This is a genomic window from Salinivibrio sp. AR647, from assembly GCF_001995415.1.
GTDB classification, from domain to species: domain Bacteria; phylum Pseudomonadota; class Gammaproteobacteria; order Enterobacterales; family Vibrionaceae; genus Salinivibrio; species Salinivibrio costicola.
Genome location: NZ_MUFE01000005.1, coordinates 217,264 through 240,470, shown reverse-complemented (window position 1 = coordinate 240,470; position 23,207 = coordinate 217,264). Strand labels below are relative to the sequence as shown.

Below are 23,207 nucleotides of genomic sequence, written 5' to 3'. Positions count from 1 at the left end.
TCAATTTCCTGTGGAGTGATCCGGATGAAGAATATGGTGTCCGACAGCATCAAGCATGCGCCGTCGGTTTTCCATTAACTGACTCAAAAGTTTTTGCTCACTGGTGGCAGCATCGGATAGCTTGACCATCAGCTTCTGTTGTTCAATGGATGGTATGACGATGGGTAAGTCACCCAGTTGTGATTTGGTAATGCTGGGTGCCGCCGAGCCTTGGGAGCAAGAGGCAAAGTACCGCTGGGCATCTACATGGTTGAGCTGCCAGGCCAGAAACTCGGGCAAGAGCCGCGCCACCTCCGGTTTTAGGCGTATGTGATAAAAGTTTGGCGTGCACACTGTATTGCTAGGAACGTCGGCTATCACTGCCGCATGGTTACGAGTGCCTTTAGCCATGAATATCAGGTCGCTGGGGCAAAGATAATTGGGGGGCTTTCGGCCCGGCAGCTTGACCCGGTCGAGGGCTTTTCCGTCTTTGTCACTCAAGCGCTCGCCGAGAACAATGTGCCGGAACTGCACCACGTAAGCGTCCCCGTTGCTATCGATGGGGAGCTTTCCCCGGAACGGGTAGCCAGGCTGGATAGTCGCCAAGCTGCGCAGAGGGCGTTTTTGTTTGGGCTGCTCGCTCATGCAGTATGCTCAATGATGCAATAATATTGGAGTATCGTAATTCAACATGCATCATTAGGCAAGATGTATGGTTTTTTAAAACGGCTCACGCTTCGCTTTTTCGCTTTTTCAACTAATCACACTCCCCTGTTCACCCCTGCAGACAACTACCCTGCTCACCAGCCATCTGAGTTGAACCAGCTCTTAGAGCACGCGGCAGAAGCGTGGGAACGAGTGGTGAATTGGCTACAGTATGCATTCCCACGCCGGAGCGTGGGAACGAGTGGTGCATTAGCTACGGTATGCATTCCCTCGCAGGAGCGTGGGAACGAGTGGTGAATTGGCTACAGTATGCATTCCCACGCCGGAGCGTGGGAACGAGTGGTGCATTAGCTACGGTATGCATTCCCTCGCAGGAGCGTGGGAACGAGTGGTACACCGGCTACAGTATGCATTCCCACGCCGGCGCGTGGGAACGCGTTAAAGCCTTAACCCCTCAACTGCGAAAACTTGATGATCTCGTGGGACTGTTCAAGGGTTTGCGCGAGGTGTTGGATATGGGCGGGGGTGATTTCACAGCAGCCGCCGACCACCAGGGCGCCGTCGGCAATCCATTGTTGTACACGTTCGGTGTGGACTAAGGGTGAAAGATCTTCACGCGCTTCTAGGGCATCGGCTTTGCTGCCTTTGGCCATGTCTTCTACCGATTTAAAGGCGTTGGCATAGCCACCGACAATGTTAGCTTGGGTCGCCATTTGCGGCATGGCGGTGGTCAGCACGGCAGGATCGCAACAGTTTAGCATCACCGCGGTTGGGGCATACTCGGCCACGGCGTGCATCGCTTGTTCAAGTGACTCGCCCGAGCGCAAGGTGCCTGCTGCCTCTAACCGAAACGCGACGCCATAGGGTTTGCCTTGCTCTTGGGCCGCAGCACAGGCCGCGCGCGCTTCGAGGGTGTTGGTCATGGTTTCGATTAAAAACACATCTACATGAGGCTGCAAGCGGGCAATATGCAAAAACTCGGCTTTCATGTCATTAAAGCTGCGTTGCGGCTGGCCGAGGTAGCTGCCCACCAGCGGTGGCAAACAACCGGCAATATCGACATCGGCGCCTGTCTCATCCACGGCTTGCTGTAGCGCTTCGAAGGCTTTTTGATAAATGGTGTTGATTTTATCGCTCAACCCCGCTTTGGCCAGACGTGTGGGTGTCGCAGGATAGGTATTTAGGGTATGTGTTTTCGCGCCGGCACGGATAAAATCTTTGTGCACGTCTTTGACAATATTGGCATGTTTTAACATCACCGCGACCGACCAAAGCTTAGAGCTCACATCGGGGCCACGTTGATAAATTTCTTGCCCTAGGCCACCATCGAGTAGTGCAATCGACGTCATGGTTACTTCAGCCTCCTTCGGCCATCTTTCCTTGGTTTGACTTGAGATTACCATGAGCTCGTCGATTTAACACCCCGTTGTTACGCCACCTCTTCACTCCCTTCTATTGCGAGATGTTCAAGCTTATCGATCACCGTCATGCTGGCGTTTTCCATCTCTTTTAATGCGGTGACCATTTGATCCGGTTGTTGAGCATGAAACGCCGCCACCGCAGCCTTGGCATGGGTGTGCACTTGCTCGTGAGGCGCGGAAATGGCTTTAAACGTTTGCAACTGCCCAAAATATTGCTGCCCTTCACCATGGTTATACCACTGGCCGAGTCGGCATTGGGTGTGATCGGTGACATCGTCCGCCATCATGCTGTCTTCGCCCAATACCACGCGGTATATCGCAAATTTAAAGCTGATATGGTCAAGTTTTGCCAGTTCACAAAAGGCGCGCAGTGCAGAGGCTTTAATGGTGGTGCGGCTGTGCTGTGCTTGCTCACTTTGGGTGGCCATGGCATCGGCAACCTGTTGGCCTTGTTCGCTGTATTGAATGGCTTCAGTGGCAAGGGTATCGGTGAGCGTGCACGCATGGCTGCTGCCCGCACGAATTTTTTCCACCAGCTGGGTAATATCTTGGGTGGCAGTGGACGTGCGCTCGGCAAGGTTGCGTACTTCATCGGCAACCACCGCAAACCCTCGGCCCTGCTCACCGGCGCGTGCCGCTTCAATGGCTGCGTTTAACGCCAGCAGGTTGGTTTGATCGGCGACATCACGAATCAAATTGACAATGCCACTCACCTCTTGGGCGTGTTGATCGAGCGAGCGAATCGCTTCCGACGATTGCTGACATTGCGAAGATAACGACTGTACATGACGCGCAAGGTCATTGACTTGCTCGGCGCATGATGCCGCTTGATGGCTCACTTCGGTCACACGCTCTTTTTCACCGTTAATGGTGTCCGCCAAGGTGGCCAGAGAGGATTGGGTGGCGTTGATCGAATCACCAAAGTGGCATAAGTTGGCGTCGATCGCTTTGCCGGTTTGGCGTTTTTTCGCGACGGTATCCAGCTCTGCCTGCAATGCGCCTTTCTCTGCATTCAGCGCGTCGATGGTATGATTAATTTGCTCAATTTTTTGCTGCAGAGCAACCTGCATTTGCTGCTCTTGTTCAAGTTGACGCCGAGATATAAACACGCTGACTCCTAATGATGTAATTAAGCTTTTTATAATATTTTAACGCTTTAAATTGGCTTTGTAGGATTATCCAAGCAAAGTGTGATCGCATTGACGCCAAGCGCCTGATTTACACTGTAAACCTGACGCAAATCACTTCATACTGCGATCACTGAAGTGAATGAGCGAAAATTTATGACCTTTTGGTTGCTTTTTAAACGTTGGATTATCAGTCGCTTCGCCCATTTGAACGGGCGTATGCTCGGCTTGGTGGTACTCGCCTATGGCGTGATTGGCTGGCTACTTTTATATGGGGCGGGCGAGACCGCGATGACCCAGTCGCTGAGCCGCTATGTGTATTACTTGATTGTGACGGCCTCGACCGTTGGCTACGGCGATTATTCCCCCGTTACTGAGTGGGGGCAATGGATCACGTCTTTTTGGATTATTCCCGGCGGCTTAGGGTTGTTTGCGGTGGTGATTGGGCATGTCACCGGATCACTGGTGGATTATTGGCGACGCGGGTTACAAGGAAAACGGAGTATTAGTGTGAAAAATCATCTTCTTATCTTAGGCTGGAACGGACAACGTACGATACAGCTAATTCGTTTATTGCAAAGCGGAGTACACGGTGAGCGCCCGATTGTGCTTTGTGCACGCGCAGAAATCGAAAACCCACTGCCTGGTGAGGTGGAATTTGTGCGCGTGGCAAGTTTTACCGATGCTGAAGGCATTGCCCGCGCCAAGGTCGAGCATGCCTCGAGTATTATTATTGATAACCCAGAAGATGATATTACTTTGTCAGCGGCTCTGTTCTGCGCACATAAAAATCCGTCAGCGCATTTATTGGCTTATTTTCAAGATGATGCGATAAGCCAAATCCTCAAACAGCACTACCCGCATGCGGAATGTGTGCCGTCGGTGTCGGTCGAAATGCTAGCAAAAGCGGCGGTGGATCCCGGTTCAAGTCAGTTGCATCATGAGCTTTTGAGCACGTCACAAGGGATGACGCAATACTGTGCTCGTTATCCGAGTAACGCAACAGAAATCGATACCGGCGATCTCTTTGGTCAGCTCAAGCAAGAATATGACGCCACCTTAATTGGGATCGACCAAGGCCAAGGTATTATCTTAAACCCGCCAATGGGGACAAAAGTATTGCCGGGCGACCGTCTTTTTTATATCGCCGCCCAGCGCTTGCCGCATTGGTCCGCCGCGTAAGCACGCTATTTAATCAAAGTGCATTATTCAACGAGAGCATGCGATTCAACCAACGCATGCTTGGATAAATAAACACTCTCATCAGCGGGGTAGGCGAAAAAATGATGTACCGGCCCTGCCCCTCTTCCAACGGTTAACTGTTGGCTATGCGCTAAGGCGTCAGTGAGATAACGCTTAGCCGCTCGCCCGGCGTCAATGGGTGTCAGTCCCTGCGCATAAAACGAGGCAATCGCCGCGGACAGTGAACAGCCTGTGCCATGGGTGTTAGGCGTTTCAATGCGGCGTGCACTCAGGGTTTGACACGTATCTCGGCTAATCCACACATCCAGACTCTCTGGCGCATGATGCAAATGCCCACCTTTTAGCATCACATACGGACATCCGAGCTTGCGCAGTGCCGGCACTAAGGCGTACATCTCCTCGGTGGTTGTCGGAACAGGACGCCCGGTTAAACGCGCGGCTTCTGGCAAGTTGGGGGTTAAAATGGTCGCGCGCGGGATCAACGTATTGATCAGTGCATCCATGGCGTCATCATCTAATAACGGATCGCCGCTGGTGGCGATCATGACCGGATCGAGCACGACCGGTAAGTGCGGGGAGCGCGCGAGCACAGCGGCTACTTCGCGAATAATCGCTTGGTTGGCGAGCATGCCGATTTTCACGGCACGTACCGGCATGTCGTATAACACAGCGTTCAGTTGCGCGCGAACAAACGCTGGGTCGACCGGCGAGACGGCCTCAACGCCACAGGTATTTTGTGCAGTTAAGGCGGTGATCGCCGAGCAGGCATAGCCGCCCGTGGCTGAAATCGCTTTAATATCGGCTTGAATACCAGCCCCCCCACCGCTGTCTGAGCCGGCGATGGTGAGAATAACAGGTGGTGATTGGTTCATATTGGCCCCTTAATCATGAGGGGCGGAAGGAGACAAAACCACGCACGATGGCGCGACCTTGTGTGCTGAGCACGTCAGTTCCCTCCGCCAGTGCTAACTGGATCAGGTTCTACGGGTCCTGCTTTCGCAGTCTCAGCAATTGCTTGCTCCCCGACTAACACGGTCAGAATATAAACCTTAGTGATAAAGCGCAAGTATGAGGGTGCTAATTGCGCGTTTAGGCTATCTCATTATTATTGCTGGTTGCATTGCTATTAATGGTTGCATTGCTATTGATCGTCGCATTGCTATTGATCGTCGCGTTGTTATTAATGGTCGCGTTGCCTTGGTTGGCGGTTTTAAGCAGTTGTTCAAATCCCTCTTGGATTAGGGGCCGTGCGTATAAAAAGCCCTGCACTTGGTCGCAGCCAATGGTTTGTAGCACATACTGCTGGTCCTCTTTTTCGACGCCCTCGGCGACCACACCATGACCAAAGCCATGGGCCAAATCAATCACGCTACCCACCAAATGCTTATCACTGGCGTTGGTAGCCAAGTCTTGGATAAAGCTGCGATCAAGTTTGACCCAATCGACCGGTAACTGTTTAAGGTAACTGAGCGAGCTGTAGCCGGTGCCAAAGTCATCGAGGGCAATATGCATGCCTGCATCTCGCAATTGTTGTAGCTCTTTCAGTGCCACCGACATGTGCTGGATCAGTGCTGATTCTGTCACCTCTAATTGAATCAGATGCAAAGGGACATCAACTGCCTGGCACCGAGCTAAGACGCTGTCAGCAAAGCCGGGGCGAAACTGCTGGGCAGAAACATTGACTGACAGGTGAAAGCTATCGTTGATCAGTTTATTTTTTCGCCAACATTCAACCGCGGCTAAGGCCATCACCAGTACGTGGTCGCCCAGTTGGATCATGTCTGCGCTGCGTTCGGCGATGGGGATAAATTCCGCCGGACTGATGGCCCCAAGGGTCGGATGCTGCCAACGCAACAGCGCTTCCGCGCCTATCATCAAACCGCCGTCTAATCGCCATTTGGGTTGATACACCAGTGATAATTGTCCGCTTTGCAGTGCTGGCCCTAATTCGGTGCGAATCAAATGCGCGCGCTGAGCTTGGCTGTCAAGCTCAGGCTGATATTCGCCGATAAGTTGGTCATCCGTCGGAATCGCTAAAATGGCTTGACGAAACAGTTGCGCCACATCTTGTGTCTCAAGCTCCGTGCGGCTGATACCAATGTGGCAACGTAAAAACATTAAACGCCCATCGAGCGTGTGATGTCCGCTGATCAACCGATTGATGCGCGCGGCTTTTTCTACGGCATGGTTATCGTGTTCTTCAATCAGCATCACCAGTCGTGTGCTATCCCAAACGCCAATGCGATGTGGGCGCGCCACTGTACTATTGGCTAGCAGATTGGCCACTTGTTTGTATAGTGCCTCTGTCATTAAATGACCTTGGTGTTTGGTCACCGCTTCCATGCCATCTAAGGCAATCATCATCACAGTCACCGGCCCTTTGCTCAGCTGGCGCTCAGCGGCATCTAATAATGCGCGACGATTTGGTAGCCCGGTTAACGGATGGGTCAAAGAAAGCGCGCGTAAAGCCGCCGTTTGTTTGTTAACCAGCATTTGCAGCCGTGCCGCTTGATCGCGCTCTTTACGGGTTTTCAATTGCAGATACAAAAGGTTTTGAATCCGTTGCAACACCTCATCGTGATCAAAGGGTTTGCTGATGTAATCAATCGCGCCACGGCATAACGCTTGGTTACGCAAATTCAGGTCATTATCTGCGGTGAGTACCATCACGGGCGGGCAATGCTCATCTAAAGCGTCATTAAGATCATCCAGCACCAGTAAGCCAGAGCGCTGCGGCATCCGCATATCGAGTAAAATCAGGTCGGGAACGGGGGAGAGAGCATCGGTAACAAGGCGAGGATCGGTGAGCCCATTCAGCTGTTGATAACCGGCTTGCTTGAGCATGGTAGACAGTAAGTGAATGTTTTCCGGTCGATCATCAATGATCAGTATATGTGCTTGTGACGGATCCTTTGTCATAGCCTCTCCTCTAATAATAATTGTATGGCCTCAGCCAAGTCCGCTGACGAGAGCGGCAGCGATAAACGTCGTAATGTCGGTTTGTTATGTGGTTCGTCGCATGGGTTGTCAGTCAGAACAATGAGTGGGTTGTCGCCAAATTGTGCTTGTATTTGTTCGGGCGTTGCCGCAACGCTATCAGCCGCCATAATGACTAACGATGGCGGAGACGCGAGCGCAACAGCCTCAGCCAGTGACAACCCATGCGCATGATAGAGTGTCAACATTGGCCAATCTTCAAAGCAATCGGTCATCAGGCGCTGGCGGGCACTGTTATTATCAATATAGAGCACGCGATGCGGCTGGCTCACGCGGAGACACGTACAACCTTGATCGTCAGGTCGCGTCGACGCTCGGTAAGGGAACGTTACTGCAAAACAACTGCCCTTGCCTGGCTGGCTTTTTACTGACATCTCGCCTTGCATTTGCACAACCAATTGATGGCTCACCGCTAACCCCACACCTGCCCCTTCAATCTGTGATTGTTCGGCGGCCAAGCGGTTAAAAGGCTCAAAAAGATGGTTTAACCGATTTTCAGCAATACCGATCCCGGTATCTGATACAGAGATCGTCAAGGTTGACGATGGATGACTGGCTTCAACCCATACTCGCCCCTGAGGATGGTTATATTTAATCGCGTTGCTGAGTAAATTGATCAACACTTGTTTGAAACGGGTTGGATCCACATACAGATCGCCACTCAGATCCGCCGGTAGGCACTCATCTAACTCAACGTGCTGTTGCTGTGCGAGCGGGAGTAGTGTTCGAACGGCATCACTGACAAGGGCGCGAACCGGATACCAGGTGACATTGACCACCGTTTTTCCTGCCTCAAGTTTGGCAAGATCCAGCACATCATTAATTAAGGTGAGTAAGTGGCGACCACTTTGGTGAATTTGATCGACATATTGCCGTTGCGTCTCCGTCAAGCGAGGAGAAGAGGATCGTTGTAGTAGTTGCGCATAACCGAGCACACTGTTTAAAGGCGTGCGCAGCTCATGACTCATGGCAGAGAGAAAATCACTTTTGGCTTGATTGGCGCGTTCTGCCTCGTGCTTCGCTTGCAGCAATGGTGTGGCATCATAGCCAACAGTCACGATGGCGTAAGGCTCTCCCTCTACGTGGCGAATAAGCGTTTTAGCGAGCTTAAAAGTCCGACCATCTCTTAATGTCACATCGACATGAACGGGTTCACCATCGAGCGTCAGTTGGTGATCAAGCGCATTGAGGGTTTCGTGCATTCCCTCAGGCAAGGCACCATGAATTGCTTCAGCAAGCTGTTCAACATGCTCGACATTTAATGCTTGTAGGCAGGCGTAATTTGCAAGCGAATATCGTCCGCCCAGCTCTCGGACAAAAACAGGATTGGCGATCGCATTAATAATGGTTTTGAGTTGATTGCGTTCGTGTTTAATACGCGTCTGAGCCTGAGTCAGCGCGCGCATATCAGACATAATGCCAATAAACTCTCGCCGGTCTTCAACCCACACTTCACTGACCGCAAGATGAATGGGGACCACATGCCCCGCTTGATGCCGTGCCTCAACCCGCCGGCCGGTACCGATAATGGCTGCCTGGCCTGTTGTTATATATTGCCGTAAATAATGGTCATGCTTCCCTTGGTGCTCCGACGGCATTAAACAATCAACATTCTTTCCGATTAGCTGTTGCGGGTGATAACCCAATAATCGGTGGGTGAACGGGTTCGCATCTAAAATAATGCCGCGTTCATCAATCACCAAGATCGCGGCTGCCGCGCTGTTGACTAACGCTTGATAATGGGCTTGAGTCCCGCGTGTTCGGTTTGTGGTGATTGGTTCGCTGTCCATGCTCCCTGCCTTTGACCTATAAAAAACGCCCCATTGTGGGGCGTGTGACGGTCCGGCATGCATTGCCTATCCGTCGCTATCTTTTATAGTTTTTGACTAGCGCATCGACCTTTTTCAGGAACTGCTCTTTAAGGTTCTCATGCTCGTAGTCGAGATGATACGTATTGTGAAACCCCACACGTAACTGTACCCCATTTCCTGCTAAATAAATGGTATAGCCGTCATAATCTGAGAAAGCGTCAATGCCATCTAAGCGGTGTCCATCTTCTATTTTCTCACCAAACTCCGTGACTATCTCAAACGCGCGAAGCAGATGGGTCGGATCGAGTTCGTTTTTCACGCTTCCCTCCTGGCTATATTATCGAAATTGTGCGCCCCCTTTAGGTCGCATTGCACGACCACGCAGTGAGCCTGCTAATACCGGTGGGGCGGTGACACCCTGTCCCGGTACACCCAAACGATTGGGCCTTGCAATGATATTGGGCAAACTGGCCAATGTATCAAGGGTAGTGTCCGGACAGGCCTTTTGGATCCCTGTACCGTAATTATAGCCATAGTTAACACAAATCACTGGCGAGCCAGCGGCGCGAGCCGCATGCACATCGCTGACCGAATCCCCCACCACCAGCAGTTCCAAGGGTGAAACGCCAAGTATGGCGGCCGCTTCGTAAATACCGTCCGGATCCGGCTTGCCAACAGACATTGCATCGGCACCCAATATCCGGGTGAAAAAATGCCCAACGCCAAGTGCTCGCAGTAAGCTGTTAGCATGCGCCGTTTGCATATCTGTGGTGCACACCATCGGGATGTGGCGCTGCGATAAGGTTTCAAGGCACGCAAGCACGCCCGGGTACAGTCGAGTTTTTGGCGGTTTACTGCCTAGGTATGAGGACAAAAAGAGCGCGCGCGCTTGGTTTAGCACGCGGGTCGATACGCGCCCGTCGATGTGTCGAGTTAACACGCGGTGGATCAATAAATCCGCCCCATCACCAATCCAATCTTTTATTGCATGAGGATCTTCATCAGGCAAGCTTAAGCCACGTAACATACCGCTAACCGCCTCATACAGATCGTCAAAAGGGTCTGCGAGTGTGCCGTCTAAGTCAAAGCATACCGCAGAGACGCTCTCTAACTTAACCATAAAAACCCCTTTTTATTCATAATTTTAATAAAATTAAAAAAGATAGAACTGGTTCATAAATCGAATCCAATGACGTTTCAACGTTAGCAGAGAAGCTAGCGTCGTCCTATCAAAATACGACGGATAATATTTGGGATCATGGAAAAGAAAATGGATAAATGACCGGTAAAGTACAAACTTCAGTGTTGAATCAAGCCACTAACATCGTGGTGATCAAAGTCACACTTTTAGATCTTGATTGGCGATGATACCGACGTTAAACCTGTATAAAAAACCGTCATATTTTTGACTTTTTATTTAAGGGTGTGGTGTATTATTACCTGATGGCTTTCACAAAAGTGACATACGTTTGCGTCGTGATTGTCATAATCGCGCCGTATCGTGTGGCACTCAGTAGTGACAGTCGATGTATTTTTATGCGATATCTGCCTAAGCAGCCTTTGTGGCGCTATCTCCTTGTGTTAGCCGTGGCAAGCGTCGCTAGCTGGTCAGTTTACACACTAGAAAATCAACGCCAGCAGAGTCGTTTCTCAGCCGAGGTTGAAAAATACCGTTATTCATTAGGTCAATCTTTTTCACAGCTCTATGAACTTCAGTTGTCAGCACAATTGTATTTGCAGCAAGAAAATGGGCCAACACGCGAAAAATTCCACGCTTTCATCGATAATCACACCCAAAAGCAATCTGGACTCAACAGCGTCATGTGGCTCCCTCGAGTTAATCGCGCTGAGTTAGCACAATTTGCGGCCCAACAAGATCAGTATCATCCTTTCCCTCCTTTAAACGAGCAGGTCTGTCGGTGGGTCATGCGTAGCGATACGTTTCCCGCTTTGTATGTGTCACCACAAGCCGCTGAAGAGGGCTATTTAGGCTGGCGAGCAGATTCTCAGTGTGACAATACCCAAACCATGGAGCGGGCATATTTTAATCGTCACCCTGAGGCGCGGCTTTTTCATGACGAGCAAGGCCACGGCATACGGTGGTTTGCACCAATTACTGAACGGGATGGAAAGCTACTCGGTTTTCTTTCTACCACCCTATATTTTGATAGATTTTTACCCGCGTTGTGGCAAAGCAAGACGCCTGGGCCTAGTGTCGGCATGGTCGCTCAGGAGGCATTTGGTCATCAATCTGTCTTTAGTACGCATTCATCAAGCACGCTCAATCAATGGTACAACAGCCATTCGTCGGCAATATCGATTCCTATTGCCGGTAGTGAGGAGGGATTACTCGTCACCTTTACCGATATTAGGGAGTTACACACGGATCTGATTTATGCCGGTGTGGTTGGTGTACTTGTTTTATCTCTCGGGCTATCGATTCTTGCTAGTTTTTGGTCCTATGCCAATCGCCTTTTACTGGCAAAACAGATAGTGAGTCAACAAACGCAACAGTTAACCCATCAAGCCCATCATGATAGCTTGACTGGACTTGCTAATCGCACTGCACTGGATAAAGCACTAAAGAGAGCCGTACATTCAATCAGTGCGGAACCTTCAGATAGCATCACATTATTATTTATTGATCTGGACAATTTTAAAGTCGTCAACGACTCACTCGGTCATGTAACTGGCGACACCTTACTCAAAAAGTTGGGGAAACGGCTTCAGAAAGCAGTAACAGACGATCGTGTTTATCGGTTTGGTGGTGATGAGTTTGTTGTACTGCTCCACGCTGATAGCTCCTTGGCCTTGGCGCAAACCAAAGCTAAGCAACTGGTTCAAACGCTAAGTACCCCCTATTACATCGAAAATCATGTGATAAATATATCTGCCAGTATCGGTATCGCTTCAGTCGGCCAATCAAATAAATCGGTGACTGATATTATCCAACAAGCCGATATTGCTATGTATCACGCAAAACAAACCCGTGAACGCGTGGCTATTTTTCAACCGGCGATGCTCGCAAAGGTCCAACAACGCTTTATTTTGGAGCAAGACTTAAAGAAAGGGCTCGAACATCATCAATTTCATCTTGTATACCAACCCATTTTTGATAGCCATAGCGAACAATTGAGTCATGCAGAAGCACTACTGCGATGGGAGCATCCCACGCTGGGCACAATATCACCGGCGGAGTTTATTCCAATAGCCGAAGAAACGGGTTATATCAATGAATTAGGTCAATGGGTATTGGAGCAAGTCGCTGAGGTGTTAGAGAATTGGCACTTGCGCTTACCTCCCGGGCAAAGCCCATCGATTACTGTGAATGTCTCGGCCAAACAGTGTCAATCTCCGACTTTTGCAGACGATATTGCCGCGTTAATTGCCGCCCATCGCTTTGATCCACATTGCCTTGGGCTCGAGATGACCGAGACTGCAGTGCTTGAACATTCTGACAACGTGCAGCGTAATTTGAAACGTATTCATGCACTTGGGATTTCGTTATATCTCGATGACTTCGGCACCGGCTATTCATCACTTTCTTTGCTAAGACAATATCCGTTTAATGTCATCAAAATGGATCGCAGTTTTATTATGGGCATTGACCAACCCCATGGAAAAGCGGCGCCTTTATGTCGAGGAATGATTGCGATGGCTCACGCGGTGGGACTGACTGTTGTCGCAGAAGGAGTAGAAACCAAACAGCAACTCTGTTGGCTACGCGAGCATCAATGCGACTACCTCCAAGGCTATGTGTTATCCCGCCCTATTGAACGCCAGGCAATTGAAACTTGGATTTCGCCCAATCTAAATTCATGTATTCGGCTGGTACGCAACTGATGCGGCCGATTGGAGAGAGGCTGTTTGGGCTGCCGTTTTTTGTTGCGCGACGGAGACCTGGCTTTGCAGCCATTCTTCACGTAAGACGCCATAGCGCAGTGAATCGTAATATTCACCTTGATAGTAGCGGACAGCACGTAAACGCCCTTCTTCGCGCATGCCTAGCGCTCTGGCGCACCGCATCATGCCAATATTCCCGGACCAGGTCGTTAGGCCTATGCGATTCACCGCGTGGCGGGCAAACAGTTGGTCTATCCATAGTGTCAGCGCTTGCCGCCCTGTTCCTTTTCCCCAACATGCGGGATCAAAGATGGTGATCCCCACTTCAAGCCATCGCGTGCGCTTGTCTTCCCAATAATAAGTGACGTAACCGACGGGCTTGTTATCAACGCAGATAACTTGAGCGGTATCTCCTGCAAGAAAACGCCGGAAAAGGCCAAACCGAAACGACCAATAGGATACCGGCTCAATAGGACTGTAAGGCGCGTCGTATTGCTTCCACGCACGGGAATGGTAGATATTATGCCAAAAATAGCGCGCTTCTTGACGCTGTGCTGCGCGAATACTCACCGCAGCGTGATGGGATAAGTCGACGTCCATGTAGGCTTATTGCTCTCCTGCTCCTTGTTACCATACGATCGGCGACGGCTCTGACACGTCAGAGCGACGCATGGTGGGGGTTACCCATAAAGGCATCCAGTTTAACTCAATTAACCACCACATTGGCTACCTCCGTCTCACTTTCTTTTTGAAAGTGTAGACGCTTATCAGCGTTGACGGACAGTTTGGCGCGTCGATTGCTGAGACAGCCCAACGCCCAATAAGACAAATCCTCCCCCGATAATATGATATGGCGTTAAGACTTCCCCTAGCCAGATGACGGCGATTATTGCCGTCATCACCGGTAATAGATTCATATACATTGCGGTGCGACTGGCCCCATTGAGCGCGATCGCCTGTAGCCAGATTGCCGGTGCCAGCACCGATGCGCCTAAGGCGGCAAATCCCACTAATGGGTAGGCTTCAGTCGCAATGTTTTGGCTGGGTGCTGCCAAAAGCACGGGGATCAGCATGATTACCGCGAATAAGGCCTGCACATAAACGGAGACCCAATTAGAAATCGCCATCGACCATCGTTTCAATAACACACAATACAGTGCATACGACGAGGCACAAATTAACATGAGCCCATCGCCAATGGTTGCCCCACTGGTCAACAACGTTAGTGGTTTTCCCATTGTCAGCATATAAATCAGCCCAGAGATAGATAACCCTGCACCGACAATGGCTCGCACTGTAAGTGGCTGAGACAGTAGTTGAATGCTCATAAAGAGACTGAGCATTGGGACCAAAGACATGATCAATGCCATATTCGTCGCTGTGGTGGTTTGCGCAGCAAAATAGGCGACAGACTGGTTTGTGACCATGCCAAGTAAGGCGAGTAAGGCAAGCCGCGGCGCGTAGGTTATCACCGCACGCCGCTGACGCCATAGGGTAGGTAGGCAAAAGGGAGTGAGCACCAAGATGGCAAAGAACCAACGGTAAAAGGCCATCGCACCAGGTGCAATGACCGCCACTGACATTTTGTTTACGATGGTATTCACCGACCAAATAAAAACCGCGGCAAATGGCAACAGAACCGGCATAACTGCCTCATTGAAACGCGAATCGCGTGTAATTAAAACAGGCAGTTTACAGTGTAAATAGAAGAATGAAACCAAGTCGATAGAAACAGTTAGGGGGGGGACTATGATAGGCGACCATGTCGAATGGGTTGTGCAAGCAATACAAGGTACAACTACGCGAAAAAACAATCGGAAAAAAAGCGGGCAAGGGCCCGCTCGGCAAGCATTTAGCCAAACGATGTCATGAAGACATCAAATAGGACAAAGGTATCTATCGGGAGCTATATTAACGCCAATCCGTGAATGCATGTCAGTTATGCGTCAAGCCTGTGCAAAATAACGGGGTTGTTAGCCACTCATTGCAATGTCATCTAACGCTCTAAGCACTTGCCCATCCAGGTGGCCGTCAAACACGCGTTGACACACTTTACGGCGCACCGCTAACCCTGAGATTAATTTCTCAATAGATAGGTGACGTTCCTGCTGTTGCTGATTAAAAAATTCAATCGTACGGCTGAGTGTTTCATAAGGCACCACTTGATCACCTACGCGTAACCAATCAAGCTTTTCTAGATAACCTTGACACTCTTCAGTGATCACTGAAGACGGATGCCCTGTCATTGCTGAGAGCGCGGTGATACTGCGTTGTAACGCCTCTTCTGAGGTATATTTAGAGAGAACGATGGTCAGCTCGTCAGCATTGATCTCAACCAGATGCTTGCGTTGCTTAACACGGCGCCCCAAACGGCCGCTGGTTTTCTCTTTGCGTTGGATAGGCTCAAACTCGCCATCGATGATCCCGGACAGTTGATCAAGGTCTTGGCTGGGTAAGATCTCGTTGCGCAATGGGTTTGGCATGGTTGGCGCTAGCGAGCGTTTACCTTCGTTATACATTTTAGCGCGGGAGTAACGGATCACTTCATCGACATTACATTTAATATCCATCCGGTAATCCGGATATTTTTTTTCATCGTCTTCGCGTGTCAGCGTTAGGTGATATCCCCAGAGGTTTACCGCAAAAATCGATTCAGTGACTTTGCCTTCTGCCAGTTTTCGAAGCTCTCTAATCAAATCACTCGAAAAACGTCGCCATTCAATGTTACGCGCCATTTTTTGGTTTAACTCGCTCAGTAGCATCGAATCTTCCAAACGACGTGACATACGGCTTCTGAAGAGCGAATAGAGCTGGAATACCAGTGTATGCTGACGCAAAATTTCAGGCGGGAACAAGAAGAAGTAATCACGCGTCATCAATTCTTCAAAAAACGACGGCTCCCACACCAGGATATACAGATTGGGTTTAATTTTAACTTCCCCATCTTCACCTTCTTTTGGTGCTTCCTCTGATGCGGTAATGGTCCGAGCTAAAAAGCGGAAGCGATCACTTTTAAACCCTTCAGGCATGTTTTCACTCAGCCAACGGCCGGTCAATTCGTGGAGTTGAAAATCCGTAAACTCGATTCTATCGATGCTTTCTCGGATTGCATCACGTGCCGGTCCACTGTCTTTTTTACCCCGTAGTTGCAAAATATCAGTGATGTAAATGGGGGTTTTATTGCCAATCGATTGGGTTTGTAGCTCGTAATTCGGTAAGTGGTGATCATGGTATTGCACGGTTAACGTAAATAATGCGAATAACGTCATCAGATCATCCACCGTCATGATCGACTTGGCTGATCGTGTCTCAATAATGGCTTTGGTCCCGCTGATCGCAACCATTGATTTTTGATAGGCTTTTTTTGTCCGTGGCGGCGCCAAAGCTTGATCAATGATCCCCGCCCAGCTTGTTGGAGAAACCAAAATCTGATCTTTTTCGCCAGGCATCATTGGGGGCGTTCCCAGTCCGTGCTCGCTCAGAAGTTGGCGGTTTACTTGCGTTTGTGCCAGCGCTTTAGAGCGTTTTTGTTTGACTTCATCTCGGCTTTTTTCTGTCATCAATCCCGCACTGCCAAGTGATGAAATGAGACGGCTTGGATTGACAAAGCGGTGGAGCATCGTTTTACCTGCCAGCCCTTCTTCAAAACGAACCGGCTGCTGAAGAAAAAGGCCTAATTGCACCGCCGCACGTAATCGTTGCTGAATGGCAGCACGTGTTAATTGACCGTCGGTGGCGTCAACAAGTTCTGTGGTAGAGACATAGCCATCTTGAGATGAAAACCCGCGCACTGAAATCAAATTGAGCAGTTCTAAGATGCTTTTGGTCACCCCTTTAAAATGCTCATATTGCGCAAGCCAGTCGACCAGTTGTCCATGCACTTCGAAGAGATGCCCGTCTTTGTGGGAACGAGGTGCTTTTATTAATATTTTTTCCGGTTTACTGGCACTCATGTCAGTTAAGATCCTTCATAGCAGGCGTACTCAAAGCGCATTATTCTTTAATGTTGAGGTGACGAAAGCCGTAAATCGATCACACTTCCAGGGAAATCCTAATAAAAATAGACCCAAAAAGAAAGATCTTTTTTATTGCATCTTTTAACTGATCTTTATGATTATTCTGATCTAATTTGATGATCTGATCTTATGATCCGGGCGATGAAAAATCTATAGGTGACTGATTTATAGGGATTATAAAATAAACCTTCTCGAAAGCATGATCAACAAAGCATTGGAGGCATGATCAACATACTTCACCAACGATGATCAAGTGAGGCCTGAACCAATGATCATCAGCGTATCGCATCAATGATCAAACAGTTACTGCATCAATGATCAAGTGTATTCCACACGTTATCCACAACCTCGGAATGCTTTTATTTGTTTGGATGGTGTTATCAGAGCCAAACAGCCGTGTTTTCATCATGGAACAATGATCAAGTGATGCGAATTTTGCTCAATCAGACGGAATGCTGCCTATGTTGTGAGCAATGTGGCGAGAAAGTCGTGTCTCGCCTGCTCAAGTTGAAATGACATTAACAGTATAATCGCCATCAGTCAGCATGTGTCCGGATGCGGAACAATGATCATGTATGATGATCTTGTTGTTCAAGAGTCAGCCCATTTCTCATCAGTCGTACGATCGGAAAAGAAAATCGCGACGGATCGTCCTGGATCCCTTGGTACGCCTGACATTGTCCGTAAATTAGCGGTTTGGATATATCGTTCCGGTTAAGATACTGGCACTATTCAATCAGAAATATAACTTGATCATCGTTCCCAGGCTTATTGAGACATTGCGGTTGAATTTGCTGGTGATTTCATCGCAATACGTACTTGATCATGCTTCCTATCTACTCATGTTATCAACGAAAGCATGATCAAGGCTATTGAATCCATCGCTTTATTTTCCTTGATCATGCTTTCGGGAAATAGGATCAAATGGCATTAATGTTCATCGCACATCGCCAAAATGTGTAATAGAGGGTCGATCCTACTGATGATATCGATGAAAAATGGTCAGTTTAATGTTGAAATATCGACAACCGTAAATTAGCCAACCAAATACAAGCTTCCGTATTTATTCGCCATTTACATTGTAAATAAGTGACACTGTGACATTTTAAATCTTACTATGATTGGCTCTGATAATATTGGTTGAGTTTGACATCAATGGTGGTGATATTCAGCCCCATCCTATAATTACAATTGTGAGCAGGATCTGTATTTGATTGGCATTTGTTCACCTTTTTATTGTCTTGGATGGATTATGCTGTACAATCGACAATTATTTCTCGTGATGGCGAAAAAGAATATGGATAGGGAAAAGACGATTGAGAACCTCCGCAATATCGCGGCGCAGACAAAACAAGTGCAGTCTGATCGTGTGGAGATTGTCATGGAAGAGCGACACGATCAGCTCTTTCCGCCCATGTCGAAAGCGTTAATGGAAACACGTTCAGGGCTTACGCGGCGCAAGCTTGATGAAGCGATCTCTCGCATGGAGCAAGACGGGCATCAATTTACCAAAAATAATGCCAATCATTACTCCATTACCCTGGATGAAGCGCATCAAATTATGGACGCCGCGAATGTTCCGACGTTTCATGAACGTAAAGGCAAGACGCACAAACCTTGGGTTGTGAACATTCAAAACCAAAAAGGGGGCACCGGCAAGTCTATGAGTGCGGTGCACTTAGCGGCTTGTATGGCGCTGAATCTTGAGAAACGTTATCGCATTTGCTTGATTGACTTAGATCCGCAAGGCTCGCTGCGATTATTCCTTAACCCACAAATCAGTTTGACGGAACAAGAAGGGATTTATTCTGCCGTTGATGTGATGTTGGACAATACGCCCCAGGCTGCTGACAAAGATTTCATGATGCGTAATGTCTTGCTGCCGACACAATATCCTAATTTGAAAACCATGGCTGCCTTTCCTGAAGACGCCATGTTTAATGCGGAGGCATGGCAAGCGTTAGCAACCAGCCAGTCGCTGAATGTGGTGGAGTTATTGCAAGAGAAGGTGATTGATCCAATCAGTGATGAGTTCGACATCATTATGATTGATACGGGACCTCATATCGATCCACTGGTTTGGAATGCGATGTATGCGTCTAACTCTTTAGTGATCCCCTGCGCCGCGAAGCGACTGGATTGGGCATCGACGGTGAACTTTTTCCAACATCTTCCCCAAGTGTATGAGATGTTTCCGGAAGACTGGCACGGATTAGAATTTGTGCGTTTAATGCCAACCATGTTTGAAGATGATAATAAAAAACAGATTTCTGTCTTAACTGAAATGAATTATCTTTTAGGTGAGCAGGTCATGATGGCGACGATTCCTCGAAGTCGCGCTTTTGAGACCTGTGCCGATACGTACAGCACGGTATTTGATTTGACGTCACAAGATTTTGAGGGCGGTAAAAAAACGTTATCAACGGCGCAAGATGCGGTGCATCGAGTCGGACTCGAACTCGAACGTGTGCTGCATAGCTACTGGTCTCAGCTCAATCAGGAGTAAAAAAGAAAAATGGCAATTAAAACCTCTGATTTAAATGCGCGCTTGTTTGCAAAGGCGGATAAACGCCGAGCAACAACATCACAAGAAGCGCAGAGCGCGGCGAGCGAGAGAGCGGCAGTGATCGAGTTAGCTGTGGCGGGTGAGCGTACCGTCGAGTTTGAACTTGTTAAAGTCCCAGCGTTAACGATCCGAGATAAAACAACAGTATTTGATAAAAATGCGCGTGAGCAGTCGTTTCTTAACGAATTGGCATTATCAGATATTCTGACCACCTTAAAAGAGCACGGACAACAATACCCGGCTGTTGGGCGGTGGCTTGATGACGGTCGTATCGAGGTCCTCGATGGCAGCAGGCGCCGTATGTCTTGTATTATTGCAGAGCAGGACTTTCTGGTATACGTCGCAAAAGGGATCAGCACGCGTCATGCTAAGTTTTTGTCGGATGTCGCGAATGCGCACAAACCTTTATCCTTGTATGAACGCGGTAAAGAAATGCAAGCCATGTTAGACAGCGGTGACGTCAGTGATCAAAAGGCACTGGCGAGCGCATGTCAGTGTAGTGAAGCATTAGTCAGTGGTGCATTAAAGGCAGCTGCCCTGCCCTTGCCACTTTTGCAAGCTTATCCCAGTGTCTCTGAATTGGGGCGCCCGACTATCGTCAAACTCCACCGTTTGTATTTTAGCCTTGATAGCCAATCGCAAGCGCAGTTGGTGGCCATGCTAGGTGAGACACCGTTATGGCAACAAGTTGATGCCCAAGGCGTGACACGCATTACGCGAGAAGTGACCCAGCGAATTGAGCAATATAAAGATGAGCTTGTGGCGCCGCAGCCGAGTGAAAAAGAACAAGCTCAAACCTTGTTAGAAGGACGCGCGTCTTATCGTCGTAAAGGCAATAATTTGAGTATCAATTTGAAAAAAGTGAGTGATCAAGATGCTGAGCAGATCTTGGCGCTGATAAAGGAACACTTTAACGGTTAACGCGTTCAAATCGAATAAAAAACGGCACGCCTTTGCGTGTCGTTTTTTTTTGCATGGTATCATCTTCTTTATCTGCTAAATCGACAAAACGGAACGCGTCCTATGGGGACATCAACGACCTCATCAACTCTGCAACAGTTTTTTGCAGATTTAATTCATTCCGCCACATTGCGTGCTCATCGACAATTGGTGTGTATCGATTATCCTCTCGATTTTATCGTGGCAGCCTTTGACGAGGCAGCTACCCCGCTGGTTATCGGTCATGCTGATGAAGGATTAAGTTGGCGTCAAGCGCGTCAAAAGCTGGGGCAAGAGTGCGGGCATATCGTGGTTGAGGTGGGCGCCGATTTTAATGCCGAAGCGTTTTGCGCTATTGCAGGCTGCTGTCGGGCGGGATCATTAATTCTTTTACGACTAGCGGCGCCAAAGGAGGCATTGCCGCCTTCTGTGCGGCGTTTAGTCAAACAGCTAGAGCTTAATGAATCGGTCGCCTTCTTTCTACGTCATCAGGTGCGCAGGCCCGCGGAGGTGTTGCCTTTGCCTGGCCAACATGAGGTGAGACAAGAGAATGCGATTGAGGCGGTCAAGAAAGTGGCCACGGGTCACCGGCGTCGTCCCTTGTTGTTAACGGCCGATCGTGGTCGTGGAAAATCGGCAGCGTTGGGAATCGCAGTGGCACAGTTAGTCATGAACAAACCACGAAAAATTTTGGTCAGCGCACCGACGCCCGCGCATGCCGCAACCTTATTTAGTCATATTAAGTCAAGTTTGGGTATGAATACCCAAGGTCAGGTAATTGATTATCAAGGCAGCGATATCCGCTATATTGCCCCCGATACCTTGTTACAAGAAACGCCGTTGGCGGACCTTCTTTTGATTGATGAAGCGGCGGCAATCCCATTGCCGATGTTGAGCCAATGCTTACATCAATATAGTCGCGTGGCCATTGCAACCACAGAGCATGGTTATGAAGGAACCGGACGTGCTTTTACGATAAGGCTGAAACAATTACTGGATGCAGAGCAACCACAATGGCGACCATTGAGACTAACTGCGCCAATGCGATGGGCGGATAACGATCCGGTTGAACGTGCGCTAAATGCATTATTCTTGCTCGATGTCGATCCGCCTGAGTTGCTGATCAGTGACGACCAAAGCCAACCCGTTAAGTTGGATAATATCGTCGTTCAGCGTTTATCTCCCGCACAGCTATTGAGTGATGAAGCCTTACTGCGTTCTTTATTTGCTTTGTTGCTGGCTGCGCATTATCAAACGTCGCCGAATGATTTAGCACGGTTACTTGATGACGATTCAATCATTGTTTGGGTGGGAAGCGTCGCGGGCGAGTTGGTCTCTGCGTGTGTGATCAATGAGGAATGCCGTCTTAGTGCCGACTTGAGCCGGGCGGTAGTTGCGGGGCAACGTCGCCTTAAAGGCCATCTTCTCAGCCAGTCGCTCGCTGCCCATCTCGGCGATCCAGCGATTTTGCACCAGAGCCTTTGGCGAGTTGAACGAATCGCGGTAGCCGAATCTTACCGATATCAAGGGTTAGGTCAGCAGCTTATTACTGCTGTGGCTCAGGAGGCAAGCAAGCTTGAGATGTCGTGTCTCGGGGTGAGTTTTGGTGCGACGGCTCGTCTTAGTCGATTCTGGTTGAAGCAGGGGTTTGAACCAATAAAACTTGGCTTGAAGCGCGATCAAGCCAGTGGTTGTTATTCTTTACAAATGGTAAAGCCAATCAAACGGCTAGCGTGGTTGCAAGACGGTGTCGCCTTGTTTCGTCATAGCTTACCAATTCAATGGATGACAACTCATCAGGCCATGGAGGTTGATATTGTTGGCGCTATGATGTGCTTCTTATCTGATAAGCCACTGGCAGGCTGTATAGACCAACAGATTAAAGGATTTATTGCCGGGGGCGTTGGCGTTGATGCGTCATTGGCAAGCCTACAAATGTGGTTACGTCAGCACGTTAAAGCCTTACCTTCGCATCCAGACGATAATGCGCTCTATGTATTGATCAGTCGGATTATTCTTGGCCATTCGTGGTCTACGGTATGTGCGCGGTACGGACTGACGGGTAAAAAACAAGCTGAAGCGATGATCCGTGACTATGTTATGCGCCATGACGTCAGTGAGTGAGTCAGGCCGTTTTGATAGAGCTATTGGTTCAATTTACAGTGTAAAGATAAGGAAGTGTCAAACGTATCAATTTACACTGTAAATTCACATAAGGCTGTTAATAGAAACATACCTGTTAATGCCAACATAGCTTTCACTACAAATACCACGCTCCACGTAAATACCACATTCCATGTAAATGCAGTGCTCCATGTAAATGCCGCGCTAAATGCAAACATAGCCGCCAATGAAACGAGGCTCGGATGAGATTTACAGTGTAAATCGTCCATCATAGAAACTGAGAAACTTACTAAGTAGTGATCAAATAAATCCTATCGTGCTCACGTTTTTACTAGAGATCCTGCTCCCAAAATGACTAAACCTGTATAATTTATTACAAATGAGACATTTGCCCTCAGCGATCTACGACGTAGGCTAACCTAATCGTTGTTAAGGTTGTGGTGAGGCGTGGCGTTTCGTTTTATGACGAGACGAAAACAATGTCATACGGTTGGATCATCATATCGATAAAGCCG

The 23,207-nt window shown here is 48.9% G+C and carries 16 protein-coding genes and 1 riboswitch; of the genes, 5 read left to right on the top strand and 11 right to left on the bottom strand.

Annotated features, from left to right (window positions below; all coding sequences use genetic code 11):
• The 3 genes from BZG76_RS07850 to BZG76_RS15625 form a co-directional block, all read right to left on the bottom strand.
• Positions 1-624 (bottom strand): restriction endonuclease subunit S, encoded by a 624-nt coding sequence (locus tag BZG76_RS07850; RefSeq protein ID WP_077460831.1) that lies wholly within the window; start codon positions 622-624, stop codon positions 1-3.
• A 467-nt stretch (positions 625-1,091) separates the two neighbouring features.
• A complete protein-coding gene (locus BZG76_RS07845; RefSeq protein ID WP_077460830.1) occupies positions 1,092-1,994 on the bottom strand; it encodes a homocysteine S-methyltransferase family protein in 903 nt (300 codons plus the stop codon).
• A gap of 80 nt (positions 1,995-2,074) precedes the next feature.
• Positions 2,075-3,175: a methyl-accepting chemotaxis protein gene (locus BZG76_RS15625; protein ID WP_077460829.1), complete on the bottom strand. Its 1,101-nt coding sequence runs from the start codon at positions 3,173-3,175 to the stop codon at positions 2,075-2,077.
• 174 nt (positions 3,176-3,349) lie between these two features.
• Here BZG76_RS15625 and BZG76_RS07835 point away from each other — a divergent pair, with 174 nt between their 5' ends.
• A complete protein-coding gene (locus BZG76_RS07835; RefSeq protein WP_077460828.1) occupies positions 3,350-4,375 on the top strand; it encodes an ion channel in 1,026 nt (341 codons plus the stop codon).
• Positions 4,376-4,398: 23 nt separating this feature from the next.
• On the opposite strand, the gene thiD is transcribed toward BZG76_RS07835, so the two are convergent.
• The 5 genes from thiD to BZG76_RS07810 form a co-directional block, all read right to left on the bottom strand.
• On the bottom strand, positions 4,399-5,268 hold the full coding sequence (thiD, locus tag BZG76_RS07830) for a bifunctional hydroxymethylpyrimidine kinase/phosphomethylpyrimidine kinase (protein ID WP_077460827.1): 870 nt from the start codon (positions 5,266-5,268) through the stop codon (positions 4,399-4,401).
• 62 nt (positions 5,269-5,330) lie between these two features.
• Positions 5,331-5,431: riboswitch (TPP riboswitch) on the bottom strand.
• 54 nt (positions 5,432-5,485) lie between these two features.
• On the bottom strand, positions 5,486-7,315 hold the full coding sequence (locus BZG76_RS07825) for a putative bifunctional diguanylate cyclase/phosphodiesterase (protein ID WP_077460826.1): 1,830 nt from the start codon (positions 7,313-7,315) through the stop codon (positions 5,486-5,488).
• Entirely contained in the window at positions 7,312-9,183 is a 1,872-nt protein-coding gene (locus BZG76_RS07820) for a sensor histidine kinase (RefSeq protein ID WP_198532311.1), read from the bottom strand. The genes BZG76_RS07825 and BZG76_RS07820 overlap by 4 nt, the downstream gene beginning before the upstream one ends.
• A 76-nt stretch (positions 9,184-9,259) precedes the next feature.
• Positions 9,260-9,523, bottom strand: a complete 264-nt coding sequence (locus BZG76_RS07815; RefSeq protein ID WP_025674936.1) for a DUF3081 domain-containing protein — start codon at positions 9,521-9,523, stop codon at positions 9,260-9,262.
• An 18-nt stretch (positions 9,524-9,541) separates the two neighbouring features.
• Entirely contained in the window at positions 9,542-10,324 is a 783-nt protein-coding gene (locus tag BZG76_RS07810; RefSeq protein ID WP_077460824.1) for an HAD-IA family hydrolase, read from the bottom strand.
• Positions 10,325-10,740: 416 nt separating this feature from the next.
• Between BZG76_RS07810 and BZG76_RS07805 the strand changes: the two genes are divergently transcribed.
• Positions 10,741-13,047 (top strand): bifunctional diguanylate cyclase/phosphodiesterase, encoded by a 2,307-nt coding sequence (locus BZG76_RS07805; protein WP_198532310.1) that lies wholly within the window; start codon positions 10,741-10,743, stop codon positions 13,045-13,047.
• Here BZG76_RS07805 and BZG76_RS07800 read toward each other — a convergent pair.
• From BZG76_RS07800 to BZG76_RS07790, 3 genes are all read right to left on the bottom strand, one after another.
• Positions 13,021-13,647: a GNAT family N-acetyltransferase gene (locus tag BZG76_RS07800; RefSeq protein WP_077460822.1), complete on the bottom strand. Its 627-nt coding sequence runs from the start codon at positions 13,645-13,647 to the stop codon at positions 13,021-13,023. The genes BZG76_RS07805 and BZG76_RS07800 overlap by 27 nt on opposite strands.
• A gap of 167 nt (positions 13,648-13,814) precedes the next feature.
• Positions 13,815-14,693: a DMT family transporter gene (locus BZG76_RS07795; protein ID WP_077460821.1), complete on the bottom strand. Its 879-nt coding sequence runs from the start codon at positions 14,691-14,693 to the stop codon at positions 13,815-13,817.
• Positions 14,694-15,020: 327 nt separating this feature from the next.
• Positions 15,021-17,000: a replication initiator protein RctB domain-containing protein gene (locus BZG76_RS07790; protein WP_021024047.1), complete on the bottom strand. Its 1,980-nt coding sequence runs from the start codon at positions 16,998-17,000 to the stop codon at positions 15,021-15,023.
• Positions 17,001-18,360: 1,360 nt separating this feature from the next.
• Between BZG76_RS07790 and BZG76_RS07785 the strand changes: the two genes are divergently transcribed.
• The 3 genes from BZG76_RS07785 (at position 18,361) to BZG76_RS07775 (ending at position 22,692) form a co-directional block, all read left to right on the top strand.
• Complete coding sequence (locus BZG76_RS07785; RefSeq protein ID WP_077460967.1) at positions 18,361-19,569, top strand: ParA family protein; 1,209 nt, start codon at positions 18,361-18,363, stop codon at positions 19,567-19,569.
• A gap of 9 nt (positions 19,570-19,578) precedes the next feature.
• Entirely contained in the window at positions 19,579-20,550 is a 972-nt protein-coding gene (locus BZG76_RS07780) for a ParB/RepB/Spo0J family partition protein (RefSeq protein ID WP_077460820.1), read from the top strand.
• Between the two features lie 102 nt (positions 20,551-20,652).
• The gene (locus BZG76_RS07775; RefSeq protein ID WP_077460819.1) at positions 20,653-22,692 is read left to right on the top strand and encodes a GNAT family N-acetyltransferase; all 2,040 of its coding nucleotides are present in this window, start codon (positions 20,653-20,655) and stop codon (positions 22,690-22,692) included.
• Positions 22,693-23,207 lie beyond the last annotated feature (515 nt).